This is a genomic window from Leucobacter sp. M11, from assembly GCF_035726885.1.
Classification (GTDB): domain Bacteria; phylum Actinomycetota; class Actinomycetes; order Actinomycetales; family Microbacteriaceae; genus JAPFRB01.
In genome coordinates this window covers 539,246-552,013 of the sequence record NZ_JAPFRB010000004.1, presented here as the reverse complement: position 1 = coordinate 552,013, position 12,768 = coordinate 539,246, and the positions used below count along the sequence as shown (strand labels likewise).

Genomic DNA, 12,768 nt, shown 5'->3' with positions numbered 1-12,768 from the left:
CAGGGCGGCCAGGAGCGCGTCCGTCTGCTGGCGGCGGTAGGCGATCAGGCGAGTATCGAAGTCGCCGATGTCCCCCGTCGCGACCGCGCGGCGCAGGGCGTCGAGCACCTCGGCCCGGGAGTCCCCGGCCGCGTCCATCGCCTCGGGCAGGTACGCGAACGCGCGAAGAATGTGCGGCCAGGTCCGGGTCAGGTGATCGGCGAGAACCCCGTTCCCGTAGCGCTCGGCAAGGATGCCGACCGCGGCGAGCAGGCGCTCGGAGCGATCCCTGCTCTGGTCGGCTTTGGGAGCGTCGGAGGCGATGCGCGCGAAGCGCTTCCGGTCGTCCGCGGTGAGCAGCGGCAGCGCCTCGCGCGTCAGGGTGAGCAGGAGCACCGTGTTCACCTGCAGCAGATCGCGCAGCGAGCTCGCGGAGATCTCCGAGACGCGTCCGCCCCGCTGGGGCAACAGCTCCGCAAAGCCGAAGCGACCGAGCTTGCCGATCGCCTCGTGGACGGGGGTCCGGGAGACCTGGAAGTACTCGGCGAGTTCGACCTCGCGCAGGGGCTCGCCGGGAAGCAGTTCCCCGACGATAATCATGTCGCGTAACGAGGTGTAGATCTCGTCTGCGATGAGTTGACGATCCGCGTTCCCCGCGGAATCTGTCGGAACCGGCACGGCCACTCCTTACACTCGGTCGCCGGGCGTCACGGCATCCGAGTGTTCGGACGCTCCCCAGCACTCATATTCTATGCGCACAAGCCGAACATTGGCAGAGAGCGGCCCCCGGGGGCCCCGGTTCCCGGGCAGGCGGCAGCGGAGCGGCCCGGCCGGCATCGCTACCCCGCAGAACCGCTGCGGAGCTCGAAGGCGCTCTCGTAGAGGCACACCGAGGCGGCGGTTGCGAGGTTCATGGATTCGGCGGAGCCATAGCTCGGCACCCGGAGCGAGCGATCCGCGAGCGCGCGGACCTCATCGTCCAGGCCGCGCGCCTCGTTGCCGAAGAGCCAGGCCGTCGGGCGGCGCAGTGAGCCGTCGGAGCGAGCCTCGGCCAGGTCCTCCCCCGCCACGTCGGCGGCGATGAACTGCAGGCCGTACTCGGCGCAGAGCGCCGCGACCTCGGCGGCCTCCGGCAGCACGGCGACGGGCACGTGGAACAGGGATCCGGTCGTGGACCGGACGACCTTGGGGTTATACACGTCGATGCTGTTGCCGGTCAGGATGACGCCGTCGGCGCCCGCCGCGTCCGCGGCGCGCAGGATCGTGCCCGCGTTGCCGGGGTCGCGGATCTCCTGGAGCACGGCGATCAGCTTCGGGCCCGCGGCGAAAATCTCCCGGGCGCTGACCGGGAACATCCGGCACACCGCGATGACGCCCTGCGGGCTCACGGTGTCGGCCATCGAGGCGAGCACCTCATCGGTGATGAGCTCCGCCTCCCGGTCGTGATCGCGCAGGAGCTGGGCGATGTCGCGATGCCGCTCCAGCGCGGCCGGGGTGGCGAAAATATCGACGAGGAGCTCTGGGCGATAGAGGAGCGCTTCGCGGAGTGCCTGCGGGCCCTCAAGGAGGAAGGCTCCCGTGGCCTGGCGTTCGGACTTCTTCGCGAGCTTCGCCACGCGGCGCACGCGGGGGGACCGGGGGTTTTCAATCACAAGACCAGCCTAGCCAGTCCCGGCGCACAAAAAACGCCCGTGCCGAAGCACGGGCGTTTTCTGAGGGGGAGAAACTTAGGCGGCCTTGGGCGCGCTCGTGTCCTCGGGCAGCGCCTTCTTGGCGGTCTCGACCAGGGCGGCGAACGTGGCCGGCTCGTTGGTCGCGAGCTCCGAGAGGATGCGGCGGTCAACCTCGACACCCGCGAGGCCGAGGCCCTGGATGAAGCGGTTGTAGGTCAGGCCGTTGGCACGGGCACCGGCGTTGATGCGCTGGATCCACAGGCGACGGAAGTCACCCTTGCGCTTGCGACGGTCGTTGTAGCTGTAGACCAGCGAGTGCGTGACCTGCTCCTTGGCCTTCCGGTACAGGCGCGAACGCTGACCGCGGTAGCCGGATGCGCGCTCGAGGATTACGCGACGCTTCTTGTGAGCGTTTACCGCCCGCTTGACTCTTGCCATTTCAGTATTTCCTTAAAAAACGTGGGGTTCAGTGTTGCTTAGTGACCGAGGAGCTTCATGGCGACCTTGGCGTCACCCTTTGCGAGCACCTGCTCCTGGTTCAGACGGCGCTTGCGGCGGCTCGACTTCACCTCGAGGTTGTGTCGCATCCCCGCCTGCTGCTTCATGAGCTTGCCAGAACCGGTCAGCTTGAACCGCTTCTTCGCACCGGAGTGCGTCTTCTGCTTCGGCATTTGTTTCTCCTCTGTGTGGTTCACACCGCTCTCGCGGCGCAAGTGTGTGGTTAGGCGTCGTCCTGGACGGTCTCAGCGGCCTCGTCAGCCGTGGCGCTCTCGTCCTGGTTCTTGGCCTTGGAGGCGGAGCGGCGGGCATTCGCCTCGGCCTTCGCCTCCGACTTGTTCTTCAGCGGCGCGATGACCATGACCATGTTGCGTCCATCGATCATGGGGTTCGACTCGACGACACCGTACTCGGCGACGTCCTCCGCGAACTTCTGCAGCAGGCGCACACCCTGGTCGGGGCGAGACTGCTCGCGCCCACGGAACAGGATCATGGCCTTGACCTTGTCACCCTGGCCGAGGAAGCCGATGGCCCGCTTCTGCTTGGTGACGTAGTCGTGCTGGTCGATCTTGAGCCGGAAACGGACTTCCTTGAGGACGGTGTTGGCCTGGTTGCGCCGGGCCTCCTTCGCCTTCTGGGCGGCCTCATACTTGAACTTGCCGTAATCCATGATCTTGGCAACCGGGGGCTTCGAGTTCGGGGCAACCTCAACCAGGTCAAGGTCTGCCTCGGCCGCGAGCTTCAGGGCTGCTTCGATCGGCACGACGCCGACCTGTTCGCCACCGGGGCCAACAAGTCGAACCTCGGCGACACGAATTCGCTCGTTTGTACGGGGATCGCTGATGCGGAACTCCTCTGATCGTCTCCTGGCAACTGCGCGGATGAAGTCCGGCGGCCACGAAGGCGGAGTTCTCGCACGCGCTGACCACAGGGGTCTCACGCGGCACGCACCCGGTCGCAACCACTGGGGCTGCCGATCAGCCACTCGGAAGTGTCTGACGGAGTGCAATCAACCCGGTAACCTTGGTACTGATCGGTTCACGCGGGTGGGAGTTTCTCCACTTTCGTTCTTGGCCTGCTGGCCAAGAGCCTTCACAAGCTTAGCAGAATCGACGCCCATCAACAAACAATCAAGGAACTGATGTCTGAGACCCCCAGCACCCAGCCCGCACCCGAGTCCCAGGACTTTGCCCAGGAGGCGCAGGACGCCGTCCGCGACATCGCCGATGTCGCCGCCGTCGAGGTCATCACGACCGCCTGCGTGCACCTGCTCAGCGCCGCCGCCGTCAAGTGCGGCCTGGCGGACGACCCGGACACCCAGACCGACCTCGACGAGGCGCGCAAGCTCATCAACGCCCTCGCGGGCCTGATCACCGCCGCCGCGCCCGAGATCAGCGACATGCACGCCCGCAGCCTGCGCGACGGACTGCGCTCCGTGCAGCTGGCCTTCCGCGAGGCCTCCCCGATCCCCGACCCGATCGGCAAGGGCCCGGGCGAGAAGTGGACCGGGCCGGTCTCCTAACCCCGCACCCGAAATTCAACGCACGGTTCCCGCTGCGTCCCTCAGGGGCGCAGCGGGAACCGTGCGTTGTTTTCCCAGGGCCTCAGGCGGCCCGGAACCGCACGGTGAGGGAGTCCACCCGCTCCGCGATCACGTCCTCGGCGGCCCAGACCGCCTGGAGGGCTTCGACGATCTCGCCGAGCGCCGCCTGGTCGAGCCCGGGCGCGACCGCGATCTCGACGAGCGTCTCGGGCGTCACGAGCCGCGAACCAGGGTCGCCGGGCAGCACGCGCAGGCCCCGCACGCGGGCGTCGGCCGGGGCCGCTCCCGCGATGGCGGCGACCACGTCCGCGTCGCGCCAGGGCACCGTGTAGCGATCCTCGCGGGCGATCGCCCAGAGCGCGGGCCGGCGCAGACCGAACTCCGTCTCGGGTGAGGTCGGATCGAGGATCACCAGGTCGTTGCCGTCGTCGATCGCGGCGAGCGCGACCCGGTTCCCGAAGGACGGCACGGGACGCGCCTCGGGGTTCCAGCGCGCCATCGCCTCGACCGAGCTGAACACGGGCATCACGGTGCGTCCGTCGGGTGCCTGCACGGTGACGATCGACAGTTCCTGGGTCTTGTCCACCATCTTGCCCTCGTCGGTGAAACCGATCTCGCCGGCCTCGGCGAGGAGCGGGATCAGCACCCGGGCGGCGGGGAAAACGGCGACCACGGCCTCCGCGCCGAGCGCGCCAGAGCGGAACCCGGCCAGCGCCTCGGCGAGGGCCGCGGGCGTCGAGCCGTCGTCGTCGGCGAACTCGGAGGGGTGCGCGTCGAAGGTGCGCCCCTCCCAGGGCAGCCCGGCGGAGTCACCCGTCGGGGTCGCGCCGAACTTCTGCCCGCCCCCGAGGGGGGCGGCTCCGGTCGACGGCAGGCGCTCGACGGCCACGGGACTAGTCCCCCGCGATGTCGAGGGCCTGCGGCAGGGTGAAGGCGTCGTTGTAGAGTGCCTTGCCCACGATGGCCCCCTCCAGCCCGAGCGGCACCAGCTCGCGCAGGGCGGCAATGTCGTCGAGGCTGGAGATGCCGCCGGAGGCGACGACGGGGCGGTGGGTGCGCTCCATGACCTGCGTGAGTAGCTCAATGTTCGGCCCGCGCAGGGTGCCGTCCTTCGTGACGTCGGTCACGACGTAGCGGGCGCAGCCGGCGTCCTCGAGGCGTTCCAGCACGTCCCAGAGGTTGCCGCCCTCCTCGGTCCAGCCGCGGGCGGCGAGGGTCTCGCCGCGCACGTCGAGGCCGACGGCGATGAGCTCGCCGTGCTTCGCAATGGCGGCGCGGGTCCACTCGGGGTTTTCGATCGCGGCGGTGCCGAGGTTGACGCGCTTCGGGCCGAGGCTGAGCGCGGCCTCCAGGCTCGCGTCGTCCCGGATGCCGCCGGAGAGCTCGATGTTCACGCCGCGGGTCTGCTTGATGACCTTGCGCAGCAGGGCGGCGTTGTCGCCGCGCCCGAAGGCGGCGTCGAGGTCCACCAGGTGAATCCACTCGGCGCCCTGGTTCATCCAGTCGAGGGCCGCGTCCACGGGGCTGCCGTAGTTCGTCTCCGTGCCGGCCTCCCCCTGGGTGAGCCGGACGGCCTTGCCATCAGCAACGTCGACGGCGGGCAGCAGCTCCAGCTTGGGGCGCTTGTTAAACTCGCTCATGATCTTCCTCAAGTCGTTGGGGTGCCGGGCTGCCCGTGTCCGGGCGTCGGCAATTGGTCAGTGTAGCCCAGGCGACGGGCTCAGGCGGCCTCGGTCAGCGAGGCGACCCAGTTGCGGAGGAACCGGATTCCGGCCTCCCCCGACTTCTCGGGGTGGAACTGCGTCGCGCTGAGCGGTCCGTGTTCGACCGCGGCGACGAAGCGCTCGCCGTGCTCGGCCCAGCTCACGGCCGGGGCGTCGTCCGAGTGGCGGGGGTTGATCCCCCAGCTCGTCGCCGCGTTGGAGTGCACGAAGTAGAAGCGCTCTTCCTCGATGCCCGCGAAGAGGCGGGAGCCGGGCGCGGCCGCGACCGGGCTCCACCCCATGTGGGGCAGGATGGGCGCGGTCAGCTGCCGGATCTCGCCGGGCCAGATGCCGAGGCCGTCGCTCGTCACGCCGCGCTCGATCCCCCGCTCGAAAAACACCTGCAGGCCGACGCAGATTCCGAGCACCGGGAGCCCCTCGCGGAGCCGGTCGGTGATGAGCGAGCCGCCGCCGACCGCGTCGAGCTGGCGCATGACCGCGTCGAACGCGCCGACGCCGGGCACGAGCAGCCCGTCCGCGGCGAGCACCAGGTCCGCGTCGGCGGTCAGCTCAACCTCGGCGCCCGCGCGCGCGAGGGCCTTCGCAACCGAGTGAACGTTTCCGGAACCGTAGTCGAGGAGGGCGACCGTCGGCTTCCGGCTCACAGGGCGCCCTTCGTGGACGGAACCCCGGTGACGCGCGCGTCATAGCGCTTGGCGGCGCCGAAGGCGCGCGCGAAGGCCTTGAACTCGGCCTCGGCGATGTGGTGCGGGTCGCGGCCCTCGACGAGCTTCAGGTGCACCGTCAGCCGGGCGTTCAGGACGAGCGCCTCGAAGAAGTGCCGGACCATCGAGCCGGTGTAGTGCCCGCCGATGAGGTGAAACTCGAAGCCGGCCGGCTCCCCGCTGTGCACGAGGTAGGGGCGACCCGAGATGTCCACGACGGCCTGCGCGAGCGCCTCGTCGAGCGGCACGAGCGCGTCCCCGTAGCGGGTGATGCCGCGCTTGTCCCCGAGGGCGGCGAGCAGCGCCTCCCCGAGGGCGATGCCGGTGTCCTCGACCGTGTGGTGCACGTCGATGTGGACGTCGCCCGTGGCCGAGACCGTCAGGTCGGTGAGCGAGTGCCGGGCGAAGGCCGTCAGCATGTGGTCGAAGAAGGGCACGCCGGTGTTGACGTTTGCCTCCCCCGTGCCGTCGAGGTCGACGGTGACGGAGACGCTGGACTCGCTCGTCTCGCGGCTGACACTGCCTACGCGGGGTGCCGCGGTGCCGGTTCCGGTCATGATTGTGATGCTCCCTGCTCGATCGCGCGCAACTCCTGCAGCGCCCCAATGAGAATACCCGTCTCCTCGTCCGTGCCCGCCGTGAAGCGCAGGTGGCCCGGGATGCCGACATCGCGAATGAGGATGCCCCGCTCGCGGAGCTTCGTGAAGGTGTCGACGGGGTCGGCGAAGCCGCCCGCGAGGAGGAAGTTGCTGCCCGAGGGGTACACCCGGTAGCCGAGGTCGGTGAGGGCGGCCGCGAGGCGGTCCCGCTGCGCGCGGATCTCGGCGACCGTGCCGAGCATCGTCTCTGCGTGCCGGAGCGCGGCCGTGGCCGCCGCCTGGGTCAGCGCGGACAGGTGATAGGGCAGCCGGACGAGGCGGAGCGCGTCGATCACGGCGGCGTCGGCGGCGAGGTAGCCGAGCCGGACCCCGGCGAAGGCGAAGGCCTTGCTCATGGTCCGGGACACGAGCATCCGGTGCCGGCCGGGCAGGAGCGACACCGCGCCGGGCCAGGCGTCGTCGTCGTCCGCGAATTCGCGGTAGGCCTCGTCCACAATCAAGATGCCGTCAAAGGCGTCGTATGCGGCGAGGATTGTCTCGCGGCTGACGGGGGTGCCCGTGGGGTTGTTCGGCGCGCAAATGATCGCGATGTCCGGCTGCGCCTCGGCGAGCGCGGCGGCGACGAACTCGGGGCTCAGCGCGAAGTCCTCTGGGCGGGGCACCGCGACCCAGTCGGTTCCGGTGCCGTTGGCGAGGATCGAATACATCGAGTAGCTGGGGGTGAAGCTCAGCAGGGTGCGGCCGGGGCCGCCGAAGGCCTGGAGCACCTGCTGCAGCACCTCGTTGGAGCCGTTCGCGGCCCAGAGCTGCTCGGCGCTGAGGCCGTGCCCGAGGTAGTCGGCGAGCGCCCCCCGCAGCCCCAGAAACTCGCGGTCGGGGTAGCGGTTCGCGCCACGCACCGCGGCTTCGAGCGAGGCGGTGATGTCCGCGACGACGTGCTCGGGGATCGGATGCGTGTTCTCGTTCACGTTCAGGCTGACCGGGACGGCGTCCTGCGGGGCGCCGTAGGGGGTCTTGCCGACGAGGTCGGCCCGGAGCGGAAGATCACTGAGACTGGTCACCCCGCCAGTCTAGGCCAGGTGGTATCCCACGCTGGAATCGGGCGTGCGCGCGGATGCGCGGGAGTGAGGTGGGTGGGGGAAGCCAGCGCGGGGTTAGCCGGCGGAGGGCGCGTCTGCCGCGCTCACGTCGAGTGCGGCGGCGCTGACGGCCAGGCCGGCCGAGCTGTCGGGGACAACCGTGTCTGCGTAGCGGGTGGGGATCGCAATGCGGTCCCCCGTGCGCAGCTCGGAGCTCTGCAGCTGGTTCAGGCGCACGACCTCGTCAATGACCTCGCGCGGATCGGAGTTGGGGTCGAGCTCCGCGGCGAGGCCCCAGAGGGTCTGGCCCGGCTCCACGACGAGGTAGCTGAACTCGGTCGTGCCCGCCTCGGCGCTGGCCTGGGCGCGGTCCGCCGTGAGCACGGCGGCCGCGAAGAGCAGGGCCCCGACCGCGAGGGTGATGAGCGCGGCGAGGACGACGCGTCCACGGCGGGTGATCCGGAGGCGAACCGCGCCGGCGGGCTGCTGCGGTGCGTATGACTGGTGTGCGGATACCTGGTGTGCGGATACCTGGCGTGCGTATGCCTGGTGTGCGGGCGTGTGCTGAATCGAGCGAACGCGGTCCATGACCGGAACGGGGTGCATCGTGCGAATCTGGCTCATCATGTCTCCCTGATGTCTCCTGTTGTGTGCGGGTGACCTGCGCCACGCCGAACAACTGTTTCGAATCTATCTTCGAATAAACGAATCCGCAAGCCCAGAACGCAAAATCTCGGTGAGATATTCCGCAGACACTCGAACAGGTGTTTGTTTCGCTCGAACAAAACAACTACTGTCGGATTCATCAGTACCCACTGAATCACCGACCACCGACAAGCCCGCGACGCAGGCGTGACGAAGCCCCCGGCAACGGGGCAAGGAGGATCCATGGCACGGCAGTCAGCGACGGGCACGCCCCGCGAGCGGCGCGTAAAGCCCCTGAGCGAGAAGCAGCGGGCGATCCTCGAGTTCATCGCCCGACAGGTGGCCGCGCAGGGCTATCCGCCGAGCATGCGCGAGATCGGCGACGCGGTCGGCCTTTCCTCCCTCTCCAGCGTGACCCACCAGCTGAACCAGCTGGAGCTCGGGGGCTACATCCGCCGCGACCCGAACCGCCCCCGCGCGCTCGAGGTGCTCACCGAGGTCGTCGAGACCGTCGCCCTGGACGAGGCTGGCGCGGTGCAGGCCGACGAGGCCGCCCTCGTGCCCCTCGTCGGGCGGATCGCCGCCGGGGTGCCGATCACGGCGGAGCAGCAGGTCGAGGACGTCTTCCCGCTCCCCCGCCAGGTCGTCGGCGGCGGGGAGCTGTTCATGCTCAAGGTCATCGGCGATTCGATGGTGGACGCCGCGATCTGCGACGGCGACTTCGTCGTCGTCCGCCGACAGCCCACCGCGGAAAACGGTGACATCGTCGCCGCAATGCTCGACGAGGAGGCCACCGTGAAGGCGTTCCGCCAGCGCGACGGCCACACCTGGCTGCTCCCCCGCAACAGCGCCTTCGAACCGATCCTCGGCGACGAGGCCCAGATCCTCGGCAAGGTCGTCGCGGTGCTCCGCTCCGTTTAGGCGAGCGGGTCCGGGGTGAGGAGCCGAAGCTCGCGGAGCACCGCGAGCACCGCCTCGTGCCGGTTGAAGGTGTAGAGGTGCACCGAGGGCGCTCCGCCCGCGATGAGCTCACGGGCGAGCTCGACCGTGTGCGCGACCCCGAGCTCCGGCGCGTAGCCGCCCGCGGCCTCCAGCTCGGCGAGGAGCCCGGGCGGGGCGGGCTGCCCCGCCAGCTCCGCGACGCGGCGCAGCTGGCGATCGGTCGTGACCGGCATGAGCCCGGGCAGCACCGGAATCGTGAGCCCCGCCGCCCGAGCCTCCTCGACAAAGCCCAGGTATTCCTCGGCCCGGAAGAACAGCTGACTGATCGCCATCGAGGCCCCCGCCTGCTCCCGCGCCACGAGCCAGTCGAGATCCGCCGCCCGCGAGCGGCTGCGCGGGTGCCCGTTCGGGTAGGCCGCGACCGCAATGCGGCCGACGCTCGTGAGCGGCGGGCGCGCGGCCCGCACCTCGGCGATCAGCTCGGTGAGCTCCAGGCTGCTCAGGGCGTCCGCCGGATCGAAGTCCTGCTCGGGCACCCCCCGCGGCGGGTCGCCGCGCAGCGCGAGGAAATCGTGGATGCCCGCATCGAGAAAGCCGTGCAGCAGCTCGCGAAGCTCCGCGCGGGAGGAGCCCACCGTCGTGACGTGCGCCATCGGCAGCACCCCCGTCTGCTCGCGCAGGTAGCGCAGCAGGTCGAGCGTCTCCGCCCGGCTGGAGCCGTTCGCGCCGTAGGTCACCGAGACAAAATCGGGTCCGGCGGCGGCCAGGTGTTGCACCGCGTGCCCCAGGGCGAGCGCGGCGGCGGCGGTGCGCGCCGGGAACACCTCGAAGGAGAACCGGGTCGCGGTGGACGGCGATCCGATCAGGCTCACGAGGCACCCCCCGAGAGTTCGTCCGCGGCGAGCTGCGTTCCCCGCACGCGGGCCGCGATCTTCGCGAATGCGACCTCGCGCGCGAAGTCCGGGGAGCCGTGCCGCGGCTTCTCGTCCACCAGGTAGGGCGAGAAGCCGCAGTCGTCGGAGGAGCCGAGGGACTCGGCGGGGATGAAGCGGGCCGCGGCCACGAGCTGCGCCCGGACCTCCTCGGCCGTTTCCAGCCGCGGGTTGAGCGGATTGGTCACCCCGAGCAGCACCCGCGGCACCGCCCGCCCCGCGCCCGCGAGCTGTCTAAGCTGCCGGCCGATGAGCGCCCCGAGCCCGTCCCGGTCTGGCTCGCTCTGCGCCTGGACGAGGAAGTACCCCGCACGCAGTTGAAACAGCTCCGGGATCAGCTCCGCGTAGGCCACGTCCGCGCTGTGAGCGCTGTCGCGGTCCCCGCCCGGGCAGGTGTGCACCCCGATCCGGTCCCGCTCGGCGGGGCTGAAGCGATCCAGCACCCGATTGTTCAGGTCGATGAACTCGGTGAGCTTTGCCCGCCCGGCCCAGCCGTGCGCCGCGTCCTCGCGCAGCGCGAGTCGTCCCTCGGTGAAGTCGATCGACACGCGGCCGGCCCCGCCCGCGAAGCAGGCGCGGATGTCGCGCTCCGCCTCGGCAACGAGATCGTCCCGGAAACGCTCCTCCGGGTAGTCCGCGATCGGCTCGTCCCGCGGATACATCAGGGACAGCATCGAGGCGGACACGACGGCCTGCTTCAGCGGGAGATCCGTGCGCGCCCGGGCGTAGCCCAGGTGCTCGGCGGCGAGACTCCGATAGTGGAACGGGCCCGCTGCCAGGCGCGGGATCACCCGGTGATGGCCGTCCGCGAACACCGCGAACAGGGTCGGGCGGGTGTGGTCGATCAGGGCGCGGCTGTCCGCACCCGCGGCACCCCGCCCACTCGCGTCCTCCGCCTCGGGGGCGTGCAGGGGGTAGCTCGCGAAGCTCTGCCGCCGCTGCTCCCCGTCGGTGATCACGGCCGAGCCCGTCTCCGCGAACCGGGCCAGGGTGTCGTCCACGGCCCGGTCCTGCTCGACCCGGAGCTCCGCGGGGTCCAGCAGGCCCGCCTCCGCGTCGAGCACCGCCCGCTGGAGCCGTGCGGGCCGGGGCAGGGAGCCGACCGGCTCGCTCGGCAGCGTCACCCGGGGCACGCTAACCCCGCGCCGCGGTCGCCGCGGCCACCAGGTTCGTGAGGCTCGCCACCGTCTCGTCGTAGCCGCGCGTCTTCAGGCCGCAGTCGGGGTTGATCCACAGCTGGCGGGCCGGGACGTGTTCCTGCGCGACCGCAATCAGCTCGCTGAGCTCCTCAACCCCGGGGACCCGCGGGGAGTGAATGTCATACACCCCGGGGCCAATGCCCCGGCTGAACCCGGTCTCCCCGATGGGCTGGACGACGTCCATCCGGCTGCGCGCCGCCTCGATACTCGTGACATCGGCGTCGAGGCCGTTCACCGCGTCGATGATCTCCCCGAACTCCGAGTAACAGAGGTGCGTGTGGATCTGCACGCCCGCCTCGGCCCCGCCCGTGGCCAGCCGGAAGGCGTCCACCGACCAGCGCAGGTAGGCCGCGTGCTGCGCGGCGTCGAGGGGCAGCAGCTCGCGCAGGGCGGGCTCGTCCACCTGGACGATCGCGAGGCCCGCCGCGGCGAGGTCCGCGATCTCGTCTCGCAGCGCGAGCGCGATCTGCTGGGCGGTGTCGGCGAGGGGCTGGTCGTCGCGCGGGAAGGACCAGGCGATGATCGTCACCGGGCCGGTGAGCATGCCCTTGACCCGGCGCTCGGTGAGCGACTGGGCGTAGGCCGACCAGCCGACCGTCATCGGCGCGGGACGGGACACGTCGCCCCAGAGGATCGAGGGGCGCGTCGCGCGCGTGCCGTAGGACTGCACCCAGCCGTGCTGGGTCACCGCGAAGCCGTCCAGGTGCTCCGCGAAGTACTGCACCATGTCGTTTCGCTCAGCTTCGCCGTGCACGAGCACGTCGAGGCCGATCTCCTCCTGAAGTCGGATCACCCGTTCGATCTCGGCGCGGAGGAAGCCGTCGTAGGCGGCCTCGTCGATCTCCCCGCGGCCGAAGCGGGCGCGCTGCAGCCGAATCTCCCCGGTCTGCGGGAAGGAGCCGATCGTCGTCGTGGCGAGCTCGGGCAACCCCAGCGCGGTGCGCTGCAGCTCGGCGCGCTCGGCCTCGGGGGCGCGGCTCAGGTCCGCGGGCGTGACCGCGGCGACGCGCTCCCGGATCTCGGGGCGCACCACCCCGGGGGCTGCGGCGCGATCCGCAATCGCCCGGTCCGCGTCCGCCAGCTCCGTTTCAATTGCGTCAGCGGACTCCGTGAGCCCTCGGGCCAGCACCGCCACCTGCGCCACTTTCTGGTCCGCGAAGGCCAGCCAGGAGGCGAGTCGCGGATCGAGTGCCCGCTCCTCGGCGACGTCGTGCGGCACGTGCTGCAGGCTGTTCGCCGTGCCGATCACGA

General features: G+C 70.4%; 16 protein-coding genes. 2 read left to right on the top strand and 14 right to left on the bottom strand.

The features are described from left to right. From OOT08_RS14830 to infC, 5 genes are all read right to left on the bottom strand, one after another. A partial coding sequence (locus OOT08_RS14830; RefSeq protein WP_325093563.1) for a GntR family transcriptional regulator occupies positions 1-657 on the bottom strand: 657 nt, incomplete at its 3' end. 161 nt (positions 658-818) lie between these two features. After that, positions 819-1,631 (bottom strand): TrmH family RNA methyltransferase, encoded by an 813-nt coding sequence (locus OOT08_RS14825; protein WP_325093562.1) that lies wholly within the window; start codon positions 1,629-1,631, stop codon positions 819-821. 75 nt (positions 1,632-1,706) lie between these two features. After that, positions 1,707-2,090: a 50S ribosomal protein L20 gene (rplT, locus tag OOT08_RS14820; protein ID WP_325093561.1), complete on the bottom strand. Its 384-nt coding sequence runs from the start codon at positions 2,088-2,090 to the stop codon at positions 1,707-1,709. Between the two features lie 38 nt (positions 2,091-2,128). Then, positions 2,129-2,323 carry a 50S ribosomal protein L35 gene (gene rpmI, locus OOT08_RS14815; RefSeq protein WP_325093559.1) on the bottom strand — a complete coding sequence of 65 codons (195 nt, stop codon included), beginning with the start codon at positions 2,321-2,323 and terminating at the stop codon, positions 2,129-2,131. Between the two features lie 50 nt (positions 2,324-2,373). Further along, positions 2,374-2,994, bottom strand: a complete 621-nt coding sequence (infC, locus tag OOT08_RS14810) for a translation initiation factor IF-3 (RefSeq protein WP_325093680.1) — start codon at positions 2,992-2,994, stop codon at positions 2,374-2,376. A 297-nt stretch (positions 2,995-3,291) separates the two neighbouring features. Between infC and OOT08_RS14805 the strand changes: the two genes are divergently transcribed. After that, positions 3,292-3,672 (top strand): DUF1844 domain-containing protein, encoded by a 381-nt coding sequence (locus tag OOT08_RS14805; RefSeq protein WP_325093558.1) that lies wholly within the window; start codon positions 3,292-3,294, stop codon positions 3,670-3,672. Positions 3,673-3,754: 82 nt separating this feature from the next. Here OOT08_RS14805 and OOT08_RS14800 read toward each other — a convergent pair whose 3' ends face one another. From OOT08_RS14800 to OOT08_RS14775, 6 genes are all read right to left on the bottom strand, one after another. Continuing rightward, entirely contained in the window at positions 3,755-4,582 is an 828-nt protein-coding gene (locus OOT08_RS14800; protein WP_325093557.1) for an SseB family protein, read from the bottom strand. A 4-nt stretch (positions 4,583-4,586) separates the two neighbouring features. Continuing rightward, a complete protein-coding gene (priA, locus tag OOT08_RS14795) occupies positions 4,587-5,333 on the bottom strand; it encodes a bifunctional 1-(5-phosphoribosyl)-5-((5-phosphoribosylamino)methylideneamino)imidazole-4-carboxamide isomerase/phosphoribosylanthranilate isomerase PriA (protein ID WP_325093556.1) in 747 nt (248 codons plus the stop codon). A gap of 80 nt (positions 5,334-5,413) precedes the next feature. After that, positions 5,414-6,061, bottom strand: a complete 648-nt coding sequence (gene hisH / locus OOT08_RS14790; RefSeq protein ID WP_325093554.1) for an imidazole glycerol phosphate synthase subunit HisH — start codon at positions 6,059-6,061, stop codon at positions 5,414-5,416. Beyond that, positions 6,058-6,678, bottom strand: coding sequence for an imidazoleglycerol-phosphate dehydratase HisB (gene hisB / locus OOT08_RS14785; RefSeq protein WP_325093553.1), 621 nt, complete (start codon positions 6,676-6,678; stop codon positions 6,058-6,060). The genes hisH and hisB overlap by 4 nt, the downstream gene beginning before the upstream one ends. Beyond that, positions 6,675-7,781 (bottom strand): histidinol-phosphate transaminase, encoded by a 1,107-nt coding sequence (locus tag OOT08_RS14780; RefSeq protein ID WP_325093552.1) that lies wholly within the window; start codon positions 7,779-7,781, stop codon positions 6,675-6,677. Before OOT08_RS14780 ends, hisB begins: the two co-directional genes overlap by 4 nt. A 93-nt stretch (positions 7,782-7,874) precedes the next feature. Beyond that, complete coding sequence (locus tag OOT08_RS14775; RefSeq protein WP_325093551.1) at positions 7,875-8,426, bottom strand: hypothetical protein; 552 nt, start codon at positions 8,424-8,426, stop codon at positions 7,875-7,877. A gap of 261 nt (positions 8,427-8,687) precedes the next feature. On the opposite strand from OOT08_RS14775, the gene lexA reads away from it, so the two are divergent. Next, positions 8,688-9,365 (top strand): transcriptional repressor LexA, encoded by a 678-nt coding sequence (lexA, locus tag OOT08_RS14770; protein WP_325093549.1) that lies wholly within the window; start codon positions 8,688-8,690, stop codon positions 9,363-9,365. Here the strand turns inward: lexA and OOT08_RS14765 are convergent. From OOT08_RS14765 to metE, 3 genes are all read right to left on the bottom strand, one after another. Then, positions 9,362-10,258, bottom strand: a complete 897-nt coding sequence (locus tag OOT08_RS14765; protein WP_325093548.1) for a methylenetetrahydrofolate reductase — start codon at positions 10,256-10,258, stop codon at positions 9,362-9,364. The two genes, lexA and OOT08_RS14765, sit on opposite strands and share 4 nt — an antisense overlap. Further along, entirely contained in the window at positions 10,255-11,442 is a 1,188-nt protein-coding gene (locus OOT08_RS14760) for a hypothetical protein (RefSeq protein ID WP_325093547.1), read from the bottom strand. The genes OOT08_RS14765 and OOT08_RS14760 overlap by 4 nt, the downstream gene beginning before the upstream one ends. Positions 11,443-11,452: 10 nt before the next feature. Beyond that, positions 11,453-12,768 (bottom strand): 5-methyltetrahydropteroyltriglutamate--homocysteine S-methyltransferase (gene metE, locus OOT08_RS14755; RefSeq protein WP_325093546.1); only part of this gene is annotated, 1,316 nt, incomplete at its 5' end.